This is a genomic window from Nonomuraea sp. NPDC051298, assembly GCF_055586305.1.
In genome coordinates this window covers 18,112-40,380 of the sequence record NZ_JBVJIM010000007.1, presented here as the reverse complement: position 1 = coordinate 40,380, position 22,269 = coordinate 18,112, and the positions used below count along the sequence as shown (strand labels likewise).

The 22,269-nt window shown below is 72.8% G+C and carries 21 protein-coding genes; 13 read left to right on the top strand and 8 right to left on the bottom strand.

Going from position 1 to position 22,269, the window contains the following annotated elements; all coding sequences use genetic code 11:
• Positions 1-21: 21 nt before the first annotated feature.
• A complete protein-coding gene (locus ACZ6S0_RS21735; protein WP_465920434.1) occupies positions 22-993 on the top strand; it encodes a tyrosine-type recombinase/integrase in 972 nt (323 codons plus the stop codon).
• 24 nt (positions 994-1,017) lie between these two features.
• On the opposite strand, the gene ACZ6S0_RS21730 is transcribed toward ACZ6S0_RS21735, so the two are convergent.
• The gene (locus tag ACZ6S0_RS21730) at positions 1,018-2,640 is read right to left on the bottom strand and encodes a SulP family inorganic anion transporter (RefSeq protein WP_465921165.1); all 1,623 of its coding nucleotides are present in this window, start codon (positions 2,638-2,640) and stop codon (positions 1,018-1,020) included.
• Between the two features lie 236 nt (positions 2,641-2,876).
• Positions 2,877-3,884 (bottom strand): AraC family transcriptional regulator, encoded by a 1,008-nt coding sequence (locus ACZ6S0_RS21725; RefSeq protein ID WP_465920430.1) that lies wholly within the window; start codon positions 3,882-3,884, stop codon positions 2,877-2,879.
• A gap of 70 nt (positions 3,885-3,954) precedes the next feature.
• Here ACZ6S0_RS21725 and ACZ6S0_RS21720 point away from each other — a divergent pair, with 70 nt between their 5' ends.
• Both ACZ6S0_RS21720 and ACZ6S0_RS21715 read left to right on the top strand, forming a co-directional pair.
• Positions 3,955-4,872: an SDR family oxidoreductase gene (locus tag ACZ6S0_RS21720; protein ID WP_465920428.1), complete on the top strand. Its 918-nt coding sequence runs from the start codon at positions 3,955-3,957 to the stop codon at positions 4,870-4,872.
• Positions 4,869-5,273 carry a DUF4440 domain-containing protein gene (locus ACZ6S0_RS21715; RefSeq protein WP_465920425.1) on the top strand — a complete coding sequence of 135 codons (405 nt, stop codon included), beginning with the start codon at positions 4,869-4,871 and terminating at the stop codon, positions 5,271-5,273. Before ACZ6S0_RS21720 ends, ACZ6S0_RS21715 begins: the two co-directional genes overlap by 4 nt.
• 86 nt (positions 5,274-5,359) lie before the next feature.
• Here the strand turns inward: ACZ6S0_RS21715 and ACZ6S0_RS21710 are convergent, their stop codons facing one another.
• A complete protein-coding gene (locus ACZ6S0_RS21710; RefSeq protein ID WP_465920423.1) occupies positions 5,360-5,962 on the bottom strand; it encodes a TetR family transcriptional regulator in 603 nt (200 codons plus the stop codon).
• A 66-nt stretch (positions 5,963-6,028) separates the two neighbouring features.
• Here ACZ6S0_RS21710 and ACZ6S0_RS21705 point away from each other — a divergent pair, with 66 nt between their 5' ends.
• The 5 genes from ACZ6S0_RS21705 to ACZ6S0_RS21685 all read left to right on the top strand — a co-directional run bounded on the left by ACZ6S0_RS21705 (position 6,029) and on the right by ACZ6S0_RS21685 (position 11,788).
• A complete protein-coding gene (locus tag ACZ6S0_RS21705; RefSeq protein ID WP_465920421.1) occupies positions 6,029-8,020 on the top strand; it encodes a HelD family protein in 1,992 nt (663 codons plus the stop codon).
• An 84-nt stretch (positions 8,021-8,104) separates the two neighbouring features.
• Positions 8,105-8,473 (top strand): hypothetical protein, encoded by a 369-nt coding sequence (locus tag ACZ6S0_RS21700; protein ID WP_465920418.1) that lies wholly within the window; start codon positions 8,105-8,107, stop codon positions 8,471-8,473.
• A 31-nt stretch (positions 8,474-8,504) separates the two neighbouring features.
• Positions 8,505-9,101: an NUDIX hydrolase gene (locus ACZ6S0_RS21695; RefSeq protein ID WP_465920415.1), complete on the top strand. Its 597-nt coding sequence runs from the start codon at positions 8,505-8,507 to the stop codon at positions 9,099-9,101.
• A 373-nt stretch (positions 9,102-9,474) separates the two neighbouring features.
• Entirely contained in the window at positions 9,475-10,134 is a 660-nt protein-coding gene (locus ACZ6S0_RS21690) for a lysophospholipid acyltransferase family protein (RefSeq protein WP_465920412.1), read from the top strand.
• Between the two features lie 79 nt (positions 10,135-10,213).
• A complete protein-coding gene (locus tag ACZ6S0_RS21685; RefSeq protein WP_465920410.1) occupies positions 10,214-11,788 on the top strand; it encodes a penicillin-binding transpeptidase domain-containing protein in 1,575 nt (524 codons plus the stop codon).
• Between the two features lie 38 nt (positions 11,789-11,826).
• Here ACZ6S0_RS21685 and ACZ6S0_RS21680 read toward each other — a convergent pair whose 3' ends face one another.
• Together ACZ6S0_RS21680 and ACZ6S0_RS21675 are read right to left on the bottom strand one after the other, a co-directional pair.
• Entirely contained in the window at positions 11,827-12,675 is an 849-nt protein-coding gene (locus ACZ6S0_RS21680) for an alpha/beta fold hydrolase (protein WP_465920406.1), read from the bottom strand.
• Between the two features lie 142 nt (positions 12,676-12,817).
• A complete protein-coding gene (locus ACZ6S0_RS21675) occupies positions 12,818-13,504 on the bottom strand; it encodes a PadR family transcriptional regulator (protein ID WP_465920401.1) in 687 nt (228 codons plus the stop codon).
• Between the two features lie 111 nt (positions 13,505-13,615).
• On the opposite strand from ACZ6S0_RS21675, the gene ACZ6S0_RS21670 reads away from it, so the two are divergent.
• The gene (locus tag ACZ6S0_RS21670; RefSeq protein WP_465920399.1) at positions 13,616-14,086 is read left to right on the top strand and encodes an OsmC family protein; all 471 of its coding nucleotides are present in this window, start codon (positions 13,616-13,618) and stop codon (positions 14,084-14,086) included.
• A gap of 33 nt (positions 14,087-14,119) precedes the next feature.
• Here ACZ6S0_RS21670 and ACZ6S0_RS21665 read toward each other — a convergent pair whose 3' ends face one another.
• Positions 14,120-14,281, bottom strand: coding sequence for a hypothetical protein (locus ACZ6S0_RS21665; protein ID WP_465920395.1), 162 nt, complete (start codon positions 14,279-14,281; stop codon positions 14,120-14,122).
• Between the two features lie 265 nt (positions 14,282-14,546).
• Positions 14,547-14,828: a DUF3040 domain-containing protein gene (locus ACZ6S0_RS21660; RefSeq protein WP_344893525.1), complete on the bottom strand. Its 282-nt coding sequence runs from the start codon at positions 14,826-14,828 to the stop codon at positions 14,547-14,549.
• A gap of 134 nt (positions 14,829-14,962) precedes the next feature.
• On the opposite strand from ACZ6S0_RS21660, the gene ACZ6S0_RS21655 reads away from it, so the two are divergent.
• The 4 genes from ACZ6S0_RS21655 (at position 14,963) to ACZ6S0_RS21640 (ending at position 21,216) form a co-directional block, all read left to right on the top strand.
• Positions 14,963-16,006: an Rv2578c family radical SAM protein gene (locus tag ACZ6S0_RS21655; RefSeq protein WP_465920391.1), complete on the top strand. Its 1,044-nt coding sequence runs from the start codon at positions 14,963-14,965 to the stop codon at positions 16,004-16,006.
• Between the two features lie 389 nt (positions 16,007-16,395).
• Entirely contained in the window at positions 16,396-16,539 is a 144-nt protein-coding gene (locus ACZ6S0_RS21650; protein ID WP_465920389.1) for a hypothetical protein, read from the top strand.
• 67 nt (positions 16,540-16,606) lie between these two features.
• Positions 16,607-19,765, top strand: a complete 3,159-nt coding sequence (locus ACZ6S0_RS21645; RefSeq protein WP_465920386.1) for a S41 family peptidase — start codon at positions 16,607-16,609, stop codon at positions 19,763-19,765.
• A 161-nt stretch (positions 19,766-19,926) separates the two neighbouring features.
• The gene (locus tag ACZ6S0_RS21640) at positions 19,927-21,216 is read left to right on the top strand and encodes a glycosyltransferase family 4 protein (protein WP_465920383.1); all 1,290 of its coding nucleotides are present in this window, start codon (positions 19,927-19,929) and stop codon (positions 21,214-21,216) included.
• A 16-nt stretch (positions 21,217-21,232) separates the two neighbouring features.
• Here ACZ6S0_RS21640 and ACZ6S0_RS21635 read toward each other — a convergent pair whose 3' ends face one another.
• Complete coding sequence (locus ACZ6S0_RS21635) at positions 21,233-22,153, bottom strand: S1C family serine protease (RefSeq protein WP_465920381.1); 921 nt, start codon at positions 22,151-22,153, stop codon at positions 21,233-21,235.
• Positions 22,154-22,269 lie beyond the last annotated feature (116 nt).

Genomic DNA, 22,269 nt, shown 5'->3' with positions numbered 1-22,269 from the left:
GGGGCTTCTAGGATCATCCGGGTGAGCCTGCCCGCCGTACCCGCGCCGGAGGCGCCGCCGGTCGAGCCGGCGCGCGACCCGTACCACGTCTATCTCGACTCGCTCACCAGCGCGGAGTCGCGGCGCACCATGCGCGGCTGCCTCGACCGGCTGGCCCGCCTGCTCACCGGCGACGAGAGCGCGACGGGCGCGGGCCAGCCGTGGCACCTGCTGCGTTACGAGCACACCGTGCGCATCCGTACGCTGCTCACCGACCAGGGCTGGTCGGCCGCGTACGTCAACAAGCACCTGGTGGCGCTGCGCCGGGTGCTGAAGGAGGCGTGGCGGCTGGGCCAGACCAGCGCGGAAGACCTCGCCCGCGCCTCCGACCTGGCCCCGGTGCGCCAGAGCCGCCTGCCGTCCGGGCACCACGTGCCGCCCGAGGTGGTGGGGGCGGCGCTGGCGGCCTGCGACGACTCGGCGTCGGGGGTGCGCGACGCGGCGCTGATCGCGGTGCTCTACTCGACCGGCTGCCGCCGCGCCGAGCTGGGCGGCCTGGCGCTGGCCGACTACGACCCGGGCTCGCGCTCGCTGCGGGTGCGCGGCAAGCGCGACAAGGAGCGCCTGGTGTACCTGACGACGGACGCGATCGGGCTGGTCGAACGCTGGCTGGCGGTACGCGGTGCCGAACCGGGCGCGCTGTTCAGCCCGATCAGCAGGTCGGGGCGGCTGCGGACGCGCGACGGGCGGCCGGTGGGGCTGACGGGGCAGGGCATCTCCGACATCCTGTCGCGCCGGTTCGGCGAGGCGGGGGCGTCGCGGCGCACGGCGCACGACTTCCGGCGTACGTTCATCGGCGAACTGCTGGACGCCGGGGTCGACCTGGCCACGGCGCAGGCCCTCGTGGGGCACTCCTCGCCGGCCACCACGGCCCGCTACGACCGCCGCCCGGAACGCACCCGCCGCGAGGCCGTCGACCGCCTCCGCCTGCCCGAGCCGCGCCCGCTGGCCTGAGCTTCTCTCGGGGGTGGCGCACGCTCAGCCCGCCAGCCGGGGGAGGACGCCCGTGGTGTGCAGGCGTTCGCGGGCGGCCTCGATGGCGGCGTCGGTCGTCGCGAACACCCGGCCCGCGTCGTCCAGCCGGGCGATCACGCCGAGCGCCTCCAGCGGCCGGTGCTGGCCGTCGGGGATGCCCGACACGTACACCGTGATGCCCCGCCTTTCGAGCCGTTCGATGGCGTCGCCCAGCACCAGCGCGCCGCTGGCGTCGATGGTGGTCACCCGGCGCATGCGCAGCACCACCACCGAGACGTCGGTCACCTCCGACACCTCCATGAGGAACCGGTGGGCGGCGGCGAAGAACAGCGGCCCGTCCAGCCGGTAGGTGACGATGTGCTCGGCGAGCAGCGCGTGCTCCTCCTCGGTGTGCTGCGGCTGCAGGTCGTGCCGGAGCGGCTCCTGGTCGAAGCGTACGTTGCGGGCGATCACGCGCAGCGCCAGCGCCCCGGCCACCACGAGCCCGAGGATGACGGCCAGCACGGTGTCGAGCATCAGCGTGGCCACGCCGGTCGCCACGAGCACCACGGCGTCGCTGCGGGTGGAGCGGAACATGGCCCGCAACGTGTCGCGCTCGACCATCCGCACCGAGGTGGCCAGCAGCACCCCGGCGAGGGCGGCGAGCGGAATGCGGGCCACGAGCCCGGCGGCCAGGTAGACGATCGCGCCCAGGATGAGGGCGTGGGAGAGCGCGGCCAGGCGGGAGCGGGCGCCGGAGCGGACGTTGACGGCGGTGCGTACGATGGCGCCGGTGCCGGGCATGCCGCCGAACAGCGGGGTGACGAGATTGGCGATGCCCTGGCCGAACAGCTCCCGGTCGGGGTCGTGCCGGTGCCTGCCGGTCATGTTGTCGGCGACGGAGGCCGACAGCAGCGACTCCAGCGCCGCCAGGGCGGCCACCGCGACGGCCGGGGCGAGCAGCGACGGCAGCAGTTGGAGGTCGAGGAAGGCCAGCGACGGCACGGGCAGCCCCTGGGGCAGGTGCCCGATCCTGGCCAGGGGCAGCGCGGCCAGCTCGGCCACGACGGTGACGACGACCACGGCCAGCAGCGAGAACGGCACCGTCGGCCGCACGCTCGCGCCCGCCAGCAGCACCGCGGCCACGACCAGGGCGGTGCACATGGCCGGCCAGTGGGGCCTGGCCAGGAAGTCGATGACGGCGTGCCAGGCCACCACGGGAACCTTGTCGCTGCCGTGCGGGGTGACGCCGAGCGCGTGCGGCATCTGCTGCAGGCCGATCACGCACGCGATGCCCACGGTGAAGCCGGCGACCACGGGGGCGGGGACGAGGGCCATGAACCGGCCGGCGCGGACCAGGCCGAGCCCGACGAGCATCAGCCCGGCCATCAGGCCCACGGTCAGCACTCCGGTGGCGCCGTGGGTGCTCATGATCGGCATGAGCACGACCGTCATCGCCCCGCTGGTGCCGGACACCTGCAACGCCGACCCGCCGAACAACGCGGCCAGTGACCCGGCGACCACGGCCGTGGCCAGGCCGGAGGCGGCGCCCATGCCGGAGGAGATGCCGAAACCGAGCGCCAGCGGCAGCGCCACGATCGCCACCGTGAGCCCGGCCGTCAGGTCATGGCGGGGGTGGCGGCACATGGCGGCCAGCGCGGCGCGTTCGGGCAGCACGGCGCGTACCCGGCCCCACCCTGCGGCGATCACGGCCGTCACGTCGTGTCACCGTGCGGCTCGTTCCTGTGACCGTACATGCACGTCAAAGGTCCGTTCACCATCACTCCCTCGGTGTAAAGACAGCCCCGCATTGTCCTAAATTGCATAAGTTTGCAATTCATGAAGAAGGTGTCAGGGTATCAATTACACCCTCTCCGACCTGCTTAAACTCCGGCGGTTCGGCGATATTCGCCGGGAGTGGAGCCATGCCACTGCTTAAAGGCAAGGTGAAATCCGACAGTCGACCGGTATCCGACCCGGCGGGCGACGGCGCTCTGCGGGAGCGCGGTCCCGGCGAGGAGCCTGGCGGCCTCCTGCATGCGGCGCGCGGTCAGGTGCCGCATCGGCGCCTCGCCGACCAGCTCGCGGAAGGCCGCCGCGAAGGCCGAGCGCGACATCCCGGCCTCGGCGGCCAGGCTCTCCACCGTCCAGGGCTCGGCGAACCTCGTCTGTACGGCCAGCAGCGCCGCCCCCACGGCCGGGTGCCGCAGGGCGCGCAGGACGGGCTCGCCGTCGGCCAGGTTCGTCAGCGCGGCACGCAGGGCCAGCACGAACGCCAGCTCGAACGCCCGCAGCGCGACGATCTCCGTCCCCGGCCCGCGTTCGCCCCATCCGGCGGCCGTCACACCCCCGCCCACGCCCCCGCCCGCGGCCCTTTGCGCGGCCCCTGGGGCGAGACCTGGGGCGGGACCGGCGGCGGCCAGGCGGGCCAGGAGGTCGCCGAGCAGGGGTTCGCCATCCACGGCCGCCCGGTCCAGCACGAGGACCCGCGGCAGCGCCCGGTACAGCGGCGCGGCGGCGTCGGCGTCGTAGTGCAGCCCGCCGCAGAGCATGACGGTCGGCTCGCCCGGTCCGTCGATCGACACCGTACGCGCGGAGCCCGGCTCCCGCCCCGGTAGCACGCTTTCGAGCGGCACGGTGGCCCGTCCGGGCGCGTCGGCCAGCCGGTGCGCCGCCCCCTGCGGGAACACGGCCAGCTCCCCCGGCCCCAGCCGTACGGGCTCGGCGTCCGGCAGTTCGACCACGCAGCGGCCGTCGCGTACGTAGTGCAGCAGCGCGCAGTCCTCCCGCTCGCCCGCCACGCCCCACGGCGCCCGCGCCGTCCAGCGGCTGTGGAACACGCCGCGCAGCCGCAGGGGGGCCAGCATCTCGCTAAGGAGATCAACGCTCACGGACGATCCTTAAATATCCGGAGATATCTCTTTATAGAGGGTACTTCCTGGCCTCGGCAGACTGCCGTTCATGAGATTCCTGGTGATCGGCGCCTCGGGCGCCCAGGGCGGTGCCGTCGCCCGCCACCTCGCCGCGCGGGGCCACGAGGTCCGCGGCTTCTCCCGTACGCCGTCGTCCCTTCCCGACGGGGTCCGGCCGTTCCCCGGTGACCTGGGGGACGCCGGGCGGGTGAAGGAGGCGTTCGACGGGGTGACGCACGCGGCGGTGGTGCTGCCCATGGTGTACGAGGCGGCGACGGTGTCGGCGTACGTGCGGCACGTGATCGACGCGGCGCTGGCGGCGGGGACGCGGCGGCTGGTGTTCAACACGGGGAACCGGCTGCCGGGGCGGCCGAGCGGGGTGGCCGCGTTCGAGACCCGCCGACACGCGGCGCAGGCCCTGCTGAGCAGCGGCGTGCCGACGGTGGTCCTGCGCCCGCCCCTGTACGCCGGCAACCTCCTGGCTCCCTGGGCGACGGGGACGACGGGGGTGCTGCGTTACCCGCTCCCCGCGCACGTGGCCGTGCCCTGGCTGACGCACGCCGACCTGGGCGCGATCACGGCGGCGGCGCTCACCCGGGACGGGCTGGAGGGCGCCACCCTGGACGTGGGCGGGCCCGACGCGGTGACGGGCCGCGAACTGGCGGCGCTGTCCGGGCCCGGCGTCCGCTACGAGGAGCTGAACGTGGCCGCGTTCGAGGCCGCGCTGGCCTCGGTGGCCGGGCGGGAGGCGGCGGCGGGGGTGGCCGCCACGTACCGGTGGATCGGCGCCGCGAAGGACTTCTTCGCCACGACGGACGACACCGCCGCCCGCCTGGGCGTCCCCCTCACGCCGCTGCGCGACTGGCTCTCGTCCCGGAGTGCGAGGGCCGGGAAGGGGAACGAGCCCGCGCGGAACGGCGACCCGGGCGCGAACGTCGAGGCCGCACGGAAGGAAGGCCGCGCATGAGCGAGGAGTCCACCCGAGAGACAACCGGGGAGGCTGCTCGGGAGGTGGCCCGCCACCATCGGGTGATCGAACGCTGGCTGACCGGAGCTGCCGCCCGCTCCGAGTTCGCGGCCTTCGCCGACGCCCACGCGCCCGGGTTCACCCTGATCGGCCCCGACGGGACGGTCCTGGGGCGGCAGGAGGTGCTGGCGCTGGTCGAGACCGCCCACGGCGGCGCGCCCGGCCTGACGATCACCATCGAGAACGCGCGCGTGGTGGCCGAGTCCGGCGACCTGCTGATCGTGACCTACGAAGAACGGCACCACACCGGCGACGGCACCCGGGCCCGCCGCGCGACGGCCGCGCTCAGGAACGCACCCGCCTGGCGCTGGTGGCACCTGCACGAAACCTGGCTCCCCTGACAAACCACCCACCCCACGCAACTCCACCCGGCCCTGCGCAACCCCGCCCAGCCCGCCCAGCCCTGGCCCCGGCAGCGCGGGCGGGCTCAGGCGGGCAGCATGCCGAAGCCCTGTTCCGCCGCGCGCACGGCCTCGGCCGCCGCCTCCTCGATCGGCCGCCCGTCCGCGAGCATCTGCCAGTTGCGCCGGGAGAGCACCCGCTGGACGGCCAGCACCTGCCCCGCGAGCAGCCCCGCCGTCAGGTCGTCCGTCGTCTCCGCGAGCGCCTCGGCGAGCAGCTCCTCGTCGCGGGCCATGTACTGGTGCACCCGGGCCAGCAGTCCGGGCGAGCTGAAGAACACCAGCCGGTAGAAGGCCACCACCTCGGGGTGGTCGTTGAGCCCCGTGACCGGGTCGCGCCTGGCCAGCCCGTCGAGGAAGTGCCTGCGCAGCGCCTCCACCGGCCGCTCCCCCCGCTCCCGCTCGCGCACCACCCGGGCCGGCTCGCCCAGGTGGTCGGCGAAGCGGTGCAGGACGAGGTCCTCCTTGGTCGGGAAGTACTTGAACAGCGTCGGCTTCGACACCCCGGCCGCCGCCGCGATCTCCGTCACGGGCACCTCGTCGAAGCCGCGCTCCAGGAAAAGCCTGATGGCCGCCGTCGAGAGGGCCTCGTGCACCCGCTGCCGCTGCAGCTCCCGCAGTCCCGTCATGAGTACAGCCTAGCAAAGTGTTAACCTGGTTAATCTCTTAACCGAGTTAACGCTTTGGAGGTGTCCATGGACACGCTCGACGACGAGAGACAGTACGTCGAACGCTGCAGGGCGGGCCTGCGCAGGATGCTGGAGGGCGCGCGGAACAACGTCATCGTCGGAGAGACCGTGGCCGGCGACCGCTACAGCGCCGAACGGCTGGGACGCCACCTCAAGAGCCTGGCCAAGGAGCTGAGCGAGGAGCCGGAGGGCCCGCCGTTCTTCGGCCGCCTCGACTTCGGAGCGGGCTCGGCCGAGCACGCCGGGCGCGCGTACCACATCGGCCGGCGGCACATCACCGGAGAGCACGGCGGCCCGCCCGTGGTCGTCGACTGGCGCGCGCCGGTCTCGCGGGCCTTCTACCGGGCGGGCGCGCGCGACCCCCAGGGCGTCGCCGTACGCCGCCGCTTCGGCTGGTCGGGCGTGACGCTGACCGGCTTCGAGGACGAACGCCTCGGGCTGGGCGAGGAGGGCGACAGCAAGATCCTGGCCGCCGAGATCGAACGCCCCCGCGTCGGCCCCATGCGCGACATCGTCGCCACCATCCAGCCCGAGCAGGACGACCTCGTACGCGCCGAGCTGGACACCTCCATCTGCGTCCAGGGCGCGCCGGGCACCGGCAAGACCGCCGTCGGCCTGCACCGGGCCGCCTACCTCCTCTACGCCCACCGCCACCGCCTCGAACGCTCGGGCGTACTGGTGCTGGGCCCCAACCCCGCGTTCCTCGGCTACATCTCCGCCGTGCTGCCCGCGCTCGGCGAGATGAACGTCGAGCAGACGACGCTGGACCGGCTGCTGTCCACCGTCCCGGTCACCGCCGCGGACGGCGAGGCGGCGGCCGTGGTCAAGCACGACGAGCGCATGGCCGAGGTGCTGCGCAGAGCCCTGTACGGCCGCGTCCGCAAGCCGGTCGAGCCGGTCGCGGTGCCGGACGGCGCCTACCGGTGGCGGGTGTACGAGAACGAGCTGCGCCGCATCGTGGACGACACCCGGCGCGAGTCCCTCCCGTACGGCGTGGGCCGCGAACGCGTCAGGGCCCGCGTGGTGGAGGCGATCCGCCGCCAGGCGGAGGCCCGCGGCGCGACGGCGAGCGCGGCCTGGCTGCGCATGATCGGCCGCGGCGTCACCGCCTGGCTGGACGGCGTCTGGCCGGCCGTCAAACCGGCGGAGGTGCTGCACGAGGTGCTGCGCGGGCCGTGCGGCGACGTGCCCGACCCGGCCCGCGGCCTGCTGACGAACGCCGAGCGCGCGGCCCTGACCTGGGCCCGCCCGCCGCGCGGCGTCAAGAGCGCCCGGTGGTCGGCGGCCGACCTGGTGCTGCTCGACGAGATCGCCGGGCTGATCGAGCGCCCGCGCGGCTACGGCCACGTCATCGTGGACGAGGCCCAGGACCTGTCGCCCATGGAGTGCCGGGCCGTGGCCAGGCGCGTCGAGCACGGCTCGCTGACCGTGCTGGGCGACCTGGCGCAGGGCACCACGCCGTGGGCCGCCGCGTCCTGGCCGGAGCGGCTGGCGCTGCTGGGCAAGCCGGACGGCGAGATCGTCGCGCTCACGACCGGCTTCCGCGTGCCGGCCGCCGTGGTGGAGCTGGCCAACACGCTGCTGGCGGCGCTGGACGCGCGGGTGCCCGAGACGCGCTCGTACCGATCGGACGGGCGGCTGCGGGTGACGCGGGTGGGCGCGCTGGAGGAGGGGGTGGTCGCGGCGGTGCGGGAGGCGCTGTCGTTCGAGGGCTCGATCGGGGTGATCGCCGCCGACGCTGGGGTGGAGGCGCTCACGTCCGCGCTGTGGAACGAGGGCCTGGACGTCGCGGGGCGGCTCAGCGTGACGCCCGCCTCGATGTGCAAGGGCCTGGAGTACGACCACGTGGTCGTGGCGGAACCGGCCGCCATCGCCGAGGCCGAGCGGCGCGGGCTCAACCGCCTGTACGTCGCCCTCACCCGGGCCGTCTCCCGCCTCGATGTCGTGCACGCCCGTCCCCTTCCGCCACAGCTCTCCCGCCCCGCGGAAGCCGCTTGAAATGGGCAGACGTCGGGAACGCACGCCTCGACAGGCCCTCTCCTTCGGTGTGTGATGTGGTTCTCCGCCGAGAGGAGCCCACCCGTGACCTCGTCACCCGGCCCGCCCCCAGGCGACGGCGGCGACCCCCACGACAGCGGCCCCCACGACAGTGACCCGCACGACGGCGGCCCCCACGACGGCGACCCGCACGACGGCGCGGCCGACTGGTCGCCGCCCCCGGCCCGCCCCGTGCCCGCGCCCCGGGTGAGCCGGCAGCTCCTGTCGATCGCCGGGATCGGGTGCGCGGTGGTGGCGGTGCTGTTCGTCCCGGTGCTGTTCGGGCTGGCGGGCGTGGTGCTGGGCATCGTGGGGCACACCCGCGGCGAGCCCCTGGGCCGGTGGGCGGCCATCGCCGCGGGCGCGGGCATGCTGATCGGCACGCTCCTCAGCATCCTCCTGGCCTCGGGCTGAGCGGTGCGTGCCGCCGTGGGATCCTTGGGGGATGTCCTCGCCGATCGGCGCGCTGCGCGAGCAGGTGACCGCCCGCCTGGCCGCCTTCGATCGCCGTCAGGCGCCGCCCACAGGTGGGCTGCGCCGGGCCGGGGTCACCGTGTGCGTGCTGGAGGATGCCGAGCGCGGTCCGTACGTGATCGTGATCAGGCGGGCCGCCCGCGGGCGCAACCCCGGGCAGTGGGCGCTGCCCGGCGGCCGGGCCGACGACGGGGAGCAGCCGGTGGCGGCGGCGCTGCGGGAGCTGGCCGAGGAGACCGGCGTCACGGGGGTCGAGGTGGCCGGGCTGCTCGACGACTTCGTCACCGACTCGGGTTTCGTGATCACGCCGGTGGTCGCGTTCGGCGGCCGTCAGGAGCCGGTGCCCGACCCGCGTGAGGTGGCCTCGGTGCACGGGGTGCCGCTCGACCGGTTCCTGGCGCCGGGGGTGCCGCGCTGGCAGGGGAAGCTGCTGCAGATGCCGCTGGGGCCGTCCATCGTGATCCACGCGCCGACGGGGGCGATCCTGTGGCAGTTCGCGGAGGTGGCCCTGCGCGGTCGGGAGCAGCGCGTCTTCGACGTCGCCCAGCCCCACTGGACCCGCGACTGAGGGCCCGCACCCCCGGCGAGCAGGGCGATCCGCCGTGATCCCGGCGAGGTCAGGCCGCCCTTCACGGCCCGGGGCACGGGGACGCCGGAAAATCCCCCGGAAAATCCCTACGCAAAACAGAGCCCGCGGCGAACCCGCGATTACCTTCACGGCCGGGCGGTGTGCTTAACTCAAGATTGCCGATGTGGTCTGTGTCCCCCGGGCCGCAAATTACCGCCTTCACGGAATACCGTTCGGCTGGAGCCGTGTTGTGCACCTCGCCGAGGAGGCGACCGCCACATCGGCCTAACGACTTTCCCCAGGCGTCCCGCCCCCTCCGCGGGATGCCTGCCTTATTGTGGGGTGGCCATCGGCCCGATGATCAGGAGACTCGTTGCTGTACGAAGTGGTCAAGTTCGCCTCCGCGCCGCTCGCCCAGGCGATGTGCCGGCCGCACATCTCCGGCGCGGCGCACGTGCCGCGCACCGGCCCGGCGATCCTGGCCGCCAACCACCTCTCGGTGATCGACTCGTTCCTGCTGCCGGCGCTGCTGCCGCGGCACGTGACGTTCACCGCCAAGACCGAATACTTCTCCGGCAACCCGATCTCCGGTTTCTTCATGCGGCTGGGCAAGAGCCTGCCGATCGACCGCGAGAGCGCGCACGCCGCCCAGACCATGCTCGACGAGGCCGCGGCGCTGCTGGAGCGGGGTGAGCTGTTCGGCATCCACCCCGAGGGCACCCGCTCCCCCGACGGCCGCCTCTACCGCGGCAAGATCGGGGTGGCCTGGCTGGCGCTCAAGACCGGGGCCCCGGTGCTGCCCGTGGCGCTCAGCGGCACCGAGAAGGTGCTGCCCCTCGGGGCGAAGGTGCCCCGACCCGCGCGCATCGGCATCACGATCGGGGAGCCCCTGCGGTTCACCGGCGAGCACACCAGGGCACAGGACCGTCGGCGGGTCACCGACGAGATCATGGCGGCGATCCAGGAGCTGTCCGGCCAGGAATACGTCCCGACCTACGCGGCCAGCTACAAGGCCGCGAATGGAATGTCCTGATTCGACGCAGCTAAGCTCGGAGACCTGTCGTCGAGGAGCGGGGGGCTGATCAGTGGCGCGGGGCCGTACGATCGCGATCGTGTCCTGCGCCACCGTGCTCGCGGTGGGGGCCGCGGCCGGTGGCGCGTACTACGTCTTGCACACCCGGGGCACCCCGGGCGAGACCGCGCAGCGCTTCGCCGCCGCGTGGCAGGCCGGCGCCCAGGCCGCCATGACGGCCGAGCTGGCCACGCCGCAGCAGCTCACCGCGTACGAGCAGCAGCGGAGCGCACTCGCCGTCGAGTCGACCGCGATCCAGCTCGGCAAGGTCACCGAGGGAGACGACCGGGCCAGCGTCCCCTACACCGCCACCCTCACGCTGAAGAACATCGGCGAGTGGACCTACCAGGGCAAGATCGACCTGGTGGTGGCCGACCGCGCGTGGAAGGTCGACTGGACGCCCGCGACTCTGCACCCGTCGCTGACCGGCGGGGCCGCGTTCTCGCTCAAGACCCGCTGGCCCGAGCGGGCCGAGATCACCGACGGCGAGGGCGACCGCATCGACACCGGCACGGCCGGCGGGTCGGTTCAGCAGCTCGTCGGCTATCTCGACAAGGCCACCAAGAAAGACGTCACCAAGCTGGGCTCGTCCTACAAGGTGGGGCAGGCGGTCGGGCGCGGCGGGCTGCAGGAGACGTTCCAGAAGCGGCTGGCGGGCACGCCGGCCACCGAGATCAAGCTCGGTGACAAGACGCTGGAGACCATGGAGGGCACCGAGGGCGAGCCGGTCCGCACCTCGCTCGACCCGCGCGTGCAGGCCGCCGCAGTGACGGCGGTGAAAGACCTGGACAAGCCCACCTCCCTGGTGGCGATCAAGCCCTCGACGGGCGAGATCCTCGCCGTGGTGAACAACCAGGGCGGGTTCAACCGGGCGCTCGACGGCCGTTACCCGCCGGGCTCGACGTTCAAGGCGGTCACCGCCATCGGGCTGCTGGCGGCCGGGGTGTCGCCGCAGGACCAGGTGACCTGCCCCATGTACGCCACCGTCGGCGGGCTGCAGATCCGCAACTCCGACAAGGCCGAGTTCGGGTCGCTGTCGTTCCTCGACTCGTTCGCGCACTCGTGCAACACGACGTTCGCGCCGCTGGCCCAGGAGAAGCTGGGCGCCGACGAGCTGCTCGACGTGGCCGAGGAGGTGGGCTTCAACCAGCCGCTCAACATCGGCGTACCGGCGACGAAGCCCAGCTTCCCCAAGGCGCAGTCCGACGCGGAGCTGGCCGCGGAGTCGTTCGGGCAGGCCCGGATCACCGCGAGCCCGCTGTCGATGGCCTCGGTCGCCGCCGCCATCGCCGACGGCACCTGGCGCCCTCCGACGCTGGTGCCCACGATCAAGCAGAAGGCCGACGAGCAGGCGCTGCCCGAAGGGGTGAAGTCGGCGCTGCACTCGATGATGGCCGCCGTGGTGACCAAGGGCACGGCCAAGTCCGCCGGCCTCCCGTCCGGCACCTACGGCAAGACCGGCACGGCCGAGTACGGCTCGGGCGAGAAGCTCGACTCCCACGCCTGGTTCATCGGGTTCAAGGACGACGTGGCCTTCGCCGTGGTCGTCGAGGGCGGCGGCGGTGGCGGGAAGGTGGCGGCTCCGGTGGCGGCCACCTTCCTCAACAGCCTCTGATCCCCGCCCACGCAGGGGCTCACCCGCGGGCCCTGAGATCACCCGGTCAGGAAGCGGCGGACCTCCTCGGCGACCCGCTCGGGCCGCCCGCGCTGAGCCGCGTTCGACGTGGCGCTGTGGTCGAGCCCTTCCATGGCCACGCGCCGGGCGTGCGGCAGCACCCGCTCCAGCCCGTCGAGCGCCGAGCGCAGGTGCCCCTGGCTCCTGGTGCCGCCGAGCAGCAGCACCTCGGCCGCCACCGAACCGTATTCGGCCAGGTCCCCTGACGCCTCCGCCACCACCTGGAGGTCCTGGCGCAGCGTCGGGGCCAGCGCACCGAACGCCCCGCCGTCCCGGTCGTGGCTCCTCAGCATCAGGTTCGTGAGCAGCTCCTGCAGCGGGCGCGGCAGGGCGTTGAAGAACGGCGGGCCCAGCCGGGCCGCCCGCATGCCGGTGACCAGCGCGGCGGCGGTCCTGCCCGCGGCCAGCTCGCGGTCGAGGCGGGGCAGCAGGCGGGCCGGGTCGGAGGGGCCGAGGCCCAGCGGGGGCTCGAAGAGGACGACCTTGCGCAGGGCCCGCCGCGCGAGCGCCGTACGCAGGGTGATGATCGCGCCCGAGCTGACGCCGAGCGCGTACGGCGCGCCCGTGGCCCGTACGAGCGCGTCGAGGTCCTCGACCTCGGGCCGCAGGCCGTGATCCGCTCCGGCCGGGCCGCTGCGGCCGCGGCCCCGGCGGTCGGGCAGGTAGCAGGTGAAGTCGCCGGACAGGGCGTGGGCCAGCTCTATCTGGCTCTCGCCGGTCTGCATGGCGCCGTGCAGGATCACCAGGCCGGGGCCGTGGCCGACCTCGTAATAGCTGATCGTGGTGCCGTCGGCGGACGTGACGGTGCCGAGGGTGGTCGTGGTCATGGTGGCTCCCATGGTTTCTGTGGGGGAAGGGAGCCCGGCTATCGTTGCGTGTGTCATCTCGTGGCCGGGGCTCCGCTTGGCGGGTCTTCGGTGCGAGGTCGCCCGGCGGTGGTGTTGCAGCACCGCCGCCGGGGTCTTTCATTCAGTCTTCTTCGGTCGGTCCTGCTGCTGTGCCGCCCCTTTCCGCGAGGTGTGCCAGGCCCGGCGGCAGGTCGCCCGTGCGGTGATGGGCGCGCCACGCGTCGAGGTCGGGGAAGGTGCCCCCGTCCAGCTCCGCCAGCAGCGAACGCACCCAGCGGGCCTGGGCCTCCCGCATCGCCAGCGCGTACTCCGACTCGACGAGGAAGAGGCGGGGCAACTGGCCTCGTTCGGCCTCCAGCGCCTGCCGTTCGGTCTCGATCTGCCCCTCCAGCAGCTCCAGCCGCTGCCGCAGCAGCGGGGCCACCTCGTCGGGGCCGAGCCCGCCCATGACCGACAGGCCCGCCTCGAACGACGACGGCTCCCGCAGGGGGGTGGACAGCAGCTCGCGCGTCCAGTCGTCCGCCTCGCGCCGTCCGGCCTCGGTGACGCCGTAGACGGTCCGCTCGGGGCGGGCGCCCTGACGGCCGCTCTCCACCGCCTCCAGCAGGCCGTGCTTCTCGAGATTGCGTACGACGGTGTAGAGGGAGCCCCATTTGATGGGCATGTCCTGGTCCTTGCCGCGGGCGCGCAGGACGGAGGCCATCTCGTACGGGTGCATCGGCCGCTGGACGGCGACGGTGAGCACGGCCAGCGCGAGCAGGTTGCCCACGGGACGCCGCTTGGCCATCCGGCCCACCTCCTCGTTCACGAATGCTCGTATGCGAGTATACGCTCGCGAGCATCCTACCCACAAGAACCCCAGAGCGGGTCCGATACCTTCGACGGGAGGAACCACCGACAGCGCGAGGACGGAACGCCCATGAGCCGCGAGCACACCTACCGGACCGTCGTGACCTGGACCGGCGACAGGGGCACCGGCACCAGCGGCTACCGCGACTACGGGCGCGAGCACGAGCTGTCCGCGGAGGGGCCGGCGCCCATCGCGGGCAGCGCCGACCCCGCCTTCCGCGGCGACCCGTCCCGCTGGAACCCCGAGCAGCTCCTGGTCGGCTCGCTGTCGCAGTGCCACATGCTGTCGTACCTGCACCAGTGCGCCGTGGCGAAGGTCGTGGTCACCGCGTACGCCGACACGGCCTCGGGCACCATGGCCGAGACCGCCGACGGCGGCCACTTCACCGAGGTGGTGCTGCGTCCGGTGGTCACCGTGGCGGCGCCCGAGATGGTGGAGACCGCGCTCGCCCTGCACACCGACGCCCACCGGGCGTGCTTCATCGCCGCTTCGGTCAACTTCCCGGTACGCCACGAGCCGACCGTCCACGTGGCCGACTGAACGGCCCCACGAGGCCCACGAGGCCCACAAGGCTCATCGCCTCCAAGAGCCCCCGACGCCCTCACGCACGCCCGGCACGCCCTCGACGGCCACGCACGCCAGGGACACCCGGCACGCCCTCACGTCACGCACGCCCAGGACGCCCGGCACGCCCGGCACGCCCGGCACACGCTCGACGGCCCTCACGTCACGCACGCCAGGGACGCCCTCGACCGCCCTCACGCACGCCAGGGACGCCCTCGACCGCCCTCACGCACGCCAGGGACGCCCTCGACCGCCCTCACGCACACCGGGACGCCCTCGACCCGGGGACGCCCTCGACGGCCCTCGCGCACGGAGGAAGGCCCTCGACCGCCCGCAGGCACGACGGAAGGCCCTCGACCGCCCTCAGGCACGGCGGAAGGCCCTCTGCCGGGCTGGTGGAGGGCGGGTGTCGGTGAGGAGTCGGGAATCGGCGGCGTCACAAGGCGGCGGACAGCGCGAGCGCCGCCGCGGCCTCGTTCCGGAGAACCATGATCAGAAGCGTGGCGACCAACGTGGCGATGAGCAACCAACTGATCAGGATGATGACCGTCGAGCGGCGCGGGCGACGCTTGGAGTCACGCTCCCCCGTCGACCTCGCCTCGCTACGACCAACCCGCTCGTTGAACGACTCGAGCCGTGCGACGAGTCGCGGATCGTCGTCGACGAGGTGCTGCTCGATCTGGGCCAGGATCCGCTCCTCGTCCTGCGACCAGGCCATAGGTGCACCTCCCGAACGCAAGCTCCGTGGCCTCTTTCTGCCCAACCCTGAAGATCATTAGCCCCTGCCTGACCAGGTAATTGCAACCTCTTTTCGGTTTGCGATCAAGCTCGAACCTTTGTTCTAATCATGGCATGCGCTGGGACAACTTGCGGCTGGCCGCGCCCGGCCGAGACGATCCGGCCCTGCCGCTCTTCGCTCGCGGCGCGGTGGTCCGCACGTTCGACACGCCCGAGTTCAAGGGGATGACCTTCTACGAGATCCGGGCCCGATCCATCGTCAACCGGGTTCCCGGGGCCAGCCGGGTCCCGTTCGGCTACACCATCAACCCCTACCGGGGGTGCGCCCATCAATGCGTTTACTGTTTTGCCCGAAAAACGCATGAATATCTAGATTTGGATGCCGGTGCGGACTTCGATACCAAGATCGTGGTCAAGGTCAACGCCGCCGAGCTGGCCCGCAAGGAGCTGGCCTCGCCCCGCTGGGGCGGCCACCACGTGGCCATGGGCACCAACGTCGACCCCTACCAGCGCGCGGAGGGCCGCTACAAGCTGATGCGCGGCATCATCGCCGCGCTGCGCGACGCCGCCAACCCGTTCTCGGTCCTCACCAAGGGCACGCTGATCCTGCGCGACCTCGACCTGCTGACGGCGGCCGCCGACGTGACGGAGGTCGGGGCCAACGTCTCGGTGGGGTTCGTCGACGCCGACCTGTGGCGGGCCGTCGAGCCCGGCACGCCCAACCCGCGCCGCCGCCTGGAGACGTGCGCGACGCTCAACGACAACGGCATCGGCTGCGGCGTCCTGATGGCGCCCGTCCTGCCCTACCTGACCGACTCCCCCGCCCAGCTCGACCGCACGGTCAAGGAGATCGCCGAAGCGGGCGCCACCCACCTCGCGCCCATCGTGCTGCACCTGCGACCCGGGGCCAGGGAGTGGTGGCTGAGCTGGCTCTCGCGCGAGCACCCGCGCCTGGTGCCGCGCTACCTGGAGCTGTACGGGCGGGGGGCCTACGCGCCCAAGGCGTACCAGGAGCGGGTGACGGGGCTGGTCAGGGAACTCGCCGAACGCCACGGCGTCGGCCGCGCCACCCCGGCCATGGCCCGCCGCCTCCCACCGCCCCCGCCGCAGCCTCTGTACGAATCCCCGCCCGAGCCCGAACAGCTCCGCCTCCTATGACGGCCACCCCTCGCCCGAGCCCTCCAACCTCCAACCTCCAACCTCCAACCTCCAACCTCCAACCTCCAACCTCCAACCGAAGCCTCGCCCAAAGGACCACCCAAAGGACCGCCCGAAGGACCACCCGAAAGGACCGCCCGAAGGACCGCCCGAAGGACCGCCCGAAGGGGCCGCCCGAAGGGGCCGCCCGAAGGGGCCGCCCGAAGGGGCCGCCCGAGGCCCTCGGTCGGGCCGGAGAAGGCCGCCGCCGCCGATGGCCGCGCCGCCGCCATCGGCTGGGGCGCAATGGGCTAGATAGGTGGTATGTCGGGTTTCGTGAGGAGATGGGTATTAACGGGCTTGGTGTACCAATTCGGTACATCTCGTCCGTACAGGGGGGGATGATCTCCATGGCTGACACGAGGAAGAAACCCGCGGCCAAGTCCGGCAAGTCCAAGAAGCAGGCCATCAAGAGCAGCCGCCAGGCCAAGGACACCAAGCGGGAGAGCCGGAACCCGACCGGCGAAGAGCGTCCTTCCGGGCAGCCCTCGTAGACTGCCCGGCCGGTGACATGATGATCGGGCGGCCGAGGCCGAAAGGGCTCGGTCGTCCGATCTGACCGTGGAGCTGCCCCTCATGTCGGCTTACCTGCGCTTCCCCGCCGTCTTCCAGGACGTGGTGGTCTTCGCCGCCGAGGACGACCTGTGGATGGTCTCCGCCCAGGGAGGCCGGGCCTTCCGGCTCACCGCCGGGCTGGCCGAGGCCGGTTACCCCCGCATCTCGCCGCGCGGCGACCAGCTCGCGTTCGTCGGACGCGAGGAGGGCCCGGAAGAGGTGTACGTGATGCCGTCCGACGGCGGCGCGGCCCGCCGGGTGACCTTCCACGGGTCCCGCTGCACGGTGACCGGCTGGGACCCCGAGGGCCACATCGTGTACGCCAGCGACCAGTCACAGCCGTTCGAGGGCCGCCAGTGGCTGCACCGGGTGGCGCCGGGCGGGGTGCCGGAACGGCTGCCGTACGGACCGGCGAACTCGATCGCGTACGGGCCGGAAGGCATGATCGTGCTCGGCCGCAACACCGCCGACCCGGCGCGCTGGAAGCGTTACCGCGGCGGCACGGTCGGCGACCTGTGGATCGACCCGCTCGGCGACGGCGAGTTCAGGCGGCTGATCAGGCTGCCGGGCAACCTGGCCTCCCCCTGCTGGAGCGGGGGCCGGGTGTGCTTCATCTCCGACCACGAGGGCGTCGGCAACGTCTACTCGTGCTCACCCAGCGGCGACGACCTGCGCCGGCACACCCACCACGACGACTACTACGCCCGCAACCTGTCGGGCGACGGGCACCGGCTGGTCTACCATGCGGGCGCGGACCTGTACCTGCTGGAGCCCGGCGAGCGGCCGCGCCGCCTGGAGGTGCGGCTGGCCAGCTCCAGGACGCAGCGCAACCGCAGGTTCGTCGAGGCCGCCGACTACCTCGACAGCGCCCGGCTGAGCCCCGACGGCAGCGCCGTGGCGGTCACCGCGCGCGGCAAGGCGTACGCGATGGCGAACTGGGAGGGCCCGGTACGCCAGCACGGCTCCCCCGACGGCGTCCGCTACCGCTTCCTGACCTGGCTCAACGACGGCACACGACTGATCGCGGCGGCCAGCGACGACGGCGACGAGGAGAAGCTGGTCGTGCTCGAAGGCGGCGAGGGCGGCCCCGGCACGGAGGTGGCCCGGCTGGGCCGGATCAACGAGCTGGTGCCCGACCCCGCCCACGACCGGGTGGCGGTCGTCAACCACCGGCACGAGCTGCACCTGCTCGACCTGGCCACCGGACGGACCGAGCTGGTCGAGGCCAACCCGCACGGCCCGCCGGAGGACCCGGCCTGGTCGCACGACGGCTCCTGGCTGGCGTACGCGAGCCCGCTCAACGCCCAGACCACCGCGATCAAGCTGCACCACCCCGAGACGGCCCGCACGGTGCGGGCCAGCGAGCCGGTGCTCAAGGACTCGATGCCGGCCTTCGACCCGCAGGGCCGCTACCTGTACTTCATCGGCCAGCGCGTCTTCTCCCCCGTCTACGACCAGCTCCAGTTCGACCTGGGCTTCCCGCTGGGCTCCCGCCCGTACGCGGTGGCGCTGCGGGCCGACGTGCCCGACCCGTTCGTGCCCCGGCCGCGTCCGCTGACCGGCAAGGAGGACGAGGACGAAGAGGAGGACGAGGACGAGGACGGCGACGAGCCCGAGCCGCTGCGCGTGGACGTGGACGGGCTGGCCCGCCGGGTGACCGCGTTCCCGCTGCCGGAGGGCCGCTACGAGCGGGTGGCCGGGCTGAAGGGCAAGGCGCTGATCCTGACCAGCCCGCTCGAAGGGGAGGACACGCTGCACCTGTTCGACTTCGCGAAGGGGCGGAACGAGACGTTCGCCGAGGGCGTGAGCGATTTCGAGCTGGGGCGCGACCACAGGACCCTGCTGTACCGGGCGGGGAGCAGGCTGCGGGTGGTCAAGGCGGGCGAGGTGCCCGGCGACGAGGAGGGGCCGGGACGCGAGAGCGGCTGGATCGACCTGTCGCGCATCAAGGTGTCGGTCTGCCCTGAGGCGGAGTGGCGGCAGATGTTCCGTGAGGCGTGGCGGCTGCAGCGGGAGAACTTCTGGACCGAGGACATGGCGGGCGTCGACTGGCCGGCGGTCTACGACCGCTACCGGCCGCTGGTGGAGCGGGTGACGACCCGGGGCGAGTTCTCCGACCTGCTGTGGGAGCTGCACGGCGAGCTGGCCACCAGCCATGCGTTCGAAAGCGGCGGCGAGTACCGTCCGGGGCCCGACTACAGCCAGGGCAAGCTGGGCGTCGACTGGTGCCTGCGCGACGGCGTCTACCACATCGCGGCCATCGTGACGGGCGACCCGGGTGATCCGCAGGCGACCTCGCCGCTGACCCGGCTCGGGGTCGACGTGCGTACGGGTGACGCCGTGCTGGCCATCAACGGCGCGCCTGTCGGAGGGCCGTCGGAGGGCGCGGCCACGCCGAACGAGCGGCTGGTCAACCAGGCGGGCGAGGAGGTCGAGCTGACGTTGCGGCGCGGGGAGCGGGTCTTCTCGGTGACCGTACGCGCCCTGGCCGACGAGCAGCCCGCCCGCTACCGCGACTGGGTCAACCTCAACCGCGCCCAGTGCCACCAGCGCTCCGGCGGCCGGGTCGGCTACCTGCACGTGCCGGACATGGGGGCCGAGGGGTTCGGGGAGTTCCACCGGGGGTTCCTGGCCGAGTACGACCGGCACGCGCTCATCGTGGACGTGCGCTTCAACGGCGGCGGGAACGTCTCGGCGCTGCTGCTGGAGAAGCTGGCCAGGCGGCGGCTGGGCTACGACTATCCGCGGTGGGGGGACGCGGAGCCGTACCCGCCGGAGTCGCCGCGCGGCCCGCTGGTGGCCGTCACGAACGAGTTCGCGGCCTCCGACGGCGACATCTTCAGCCACACCTTCAAGCTGCTCGGGCTGGGCCCGCTGGTCGGCAAGCGCACGTGGGGCGGCGTGATCGGCATCTGGCCGCGCCACCGGCTCGCCGACGGCACGGTGACCACGCAGCCGGAGTTCTCGTTCGCCTTCGACGACGTGGGCTGGCAGGTGGAGAACTACGGCACCGACCCGGACATCGAGGTGGACATCACCCCGCAGGACTACGCCCGGGGCGTGGACACGCAGCTCGAACGGGCCATCGACGTCGCGCTGGGCCTGCTGGCCGAGCGTCCGCCGCACACTCCCGACCCCCGGCACCGGCCGCGCATGCAACCTTAGCCACCTTTCTGGCGTCTAAAGATCATAGGTGGGGAAAGCGCACAGGGGATGAACACGTGCACGCCACCGAGACTGGACGACGGCCGGTGGCGAGGCGAAGTTCCTCACCACCGGCCACGTGTGTTGAGACTTCTTCCGCATACACGAGGGGGATTCGTCAGGTGCGCGCACTGGCACGCAAGGGCAGGTCGGCCGTGGGCAGGCTCTACCGGGGATACACCCGGCGCAAGACACGCAACGCCCCTCCGCCTTCGACCGAGCGGATCCGCATCCTGCTCCTGCACGCCTATGGGATGGGCGGCACGATCCGGACGGTGTTCAACCTGGCCAGTTACCTGGCCGACGAGCACGACGTGGAGATCGTCAGCATCCTGAAGGAGGCCGAGGAGCCGTTCTTCCCGATCGATCCGCGCGTGCGGTTCCGCTTTCTCGACGACCGGATCAACCCCGGCGCCGACCCCGTACGGGCGATGTTGTCGAAGCTGCCCAGCAAGCTGATCCCCAAGGAGGAGTCGGCCTACCACCGCTTCAACCTGTGGACCGACCTCAGGCTGGCCCGCTTCATCCGTTCCATGGACACCGGCGTGCTGATGGCCACCCGCCCGGGGCTCAATCTCGCGATCGCGCAGTTGGCGCTGCCCGGGGTCATCACGGTCGGGCAGGAGCACGTGGCGCTGCGCACCCAGCCGGAGCCGGTCCAAGAGCTGATCAAGTGGCGCTACCGCCGTCTCGACGCCCTGGTCACGCTCACCAAGGCCGACCTGCGCGACTACCGCGAGACGCTGCCCAAGAAGCCGCGCAGGCTGACGCGCATCCCCAACGCGGTGCCGCCGATGACGGGTGACGTGGCCAAGCTCGACGCCAAGGTGGCCGTGGCCGTCGGCCGGATGACCCGCATCAAGGGCTTCCACCGGCTGATCGCCGCCTGGGAGACGGTCGCCGCCGCCCACCCCGACTGGAAGCTGCGCATCTTCGGGGCGGGGCCGCAGGAGGAGAACCTCGCCCAGCAGATCGCCGAGGCGGGCCTGGAGGGCAAGGTCGAGCTGCCGGGGCCGACCACCGACGTGGGCGCCGAGCTGGAGAGGTCCTCGATCTACGTGCTCAGCTCCCGTCACGAGGGCTTCCCCATGACGATCCTGGAGGCCATGGGCAAGGGGCTGGCCATCGTCAGCTTCAACAGCCCGCACGGGCCGAAGGAGATGATCACGCACGAGGTGGACGGGCTGCTGGTCAAGCCGCGTACGAACGCCAACCTCGCGGAGTCGATCATCCGGGTCATCGAGGACGAGCGGCTGCGCCGCGACCTCGGCGCCCGGGCGCTGGAGACGGCCGGCACCTACGACGTGGACGTGGTCGGGGAGCAGTGGGACGCGCTCCTGGCCGACCTGCTGGCCCGGCGCGAGCGCGGGCGGGCCCCGGCGGCGGAGGACGTCACGCCGCCCTGCCCCTGACCCCCGCCCCGCGGGGTCACACGCCGGAGCCCGTCAGCTCCACGGGCTCGGCGATGACGTCGACGAGCGCGCCGTTGCGGTGGACGGTGATCGGCAGGGGGCGCCCGATCGCGTCGGCGAACATCAGCCGCTGCAGGCTCTGCGCGTCGCCCACCGGGTGGCGTCCCGCGCTCAGCACCAGGTCGCCGGCGCGCAGCCCGGCCCGCTGCGCGGGCGAGCCGGGCACCACCTCGACCACCCGCAGCGCCCCCTCCTGCCCGGTGCGCCGCCGCAACTGCTCGGGCAGCGGCGCCGGGGAGGTCACCAGGCCCAGGAACGCCCGCCGGACCCGGCCGTCCCTGATCAGCGCGGCGATGATGGACCGGGTGGTGTCGTTCATCGGCACGGCGAGCCCCACGCCGACCCCGGCCACCGCCGTGTTGACACCGACCACCCGGGCCCGCGAGTCGGCCAGCGCCCCGCCCGAGTTGCCCGGGTTGAGTGCGGCGTCGGTCTGGATCACGTCCTCGATCAGGCGCAGGTTGGAGCCGCTGCGCGCGGGCAGCGAGCGGCCCAGCCCGGAGACCACCCCGGCCGTCACCGACCCCGACAGCCCGAGCGGGTTGCCCACGGCCACGACGAGCTGCCCCACCACCAGCTCGTCGCTGTGGCCCAGCTCGGCGGGCGGGGGTGTGGCGGTCTGCGCCCTGATCACCGCCAGGTCCGACAGCGGGTCGCGGCCGACGACCGCGAAGTCGCCGGACGTGCCGTCGGCGAAGGCGATGGCGCCGGCTCGGGAGGAGCCGACGACGTGCGCGTTCGTCAGCAGGAAGCCGTCGTCGGTGAACACCACGGCCGAGCCGCTGCCCCGCCCGGCCCGCACGGCGGCCACTTTCGGCAGCAGCTCGGCCGCCACGGAAGACACCACGCGTGAGTAGGCGTCAAGGGGATCCGCCATCGCGCCCTCCAGGATGATTACCTGCTTACACGTTAACTCGCATTTCCGCTCGCCGTGCTGAGTGGGGGACAGGGATCGGCGGGTGAGTCACACAACCCTCCCCGTGTCGCGAGAGC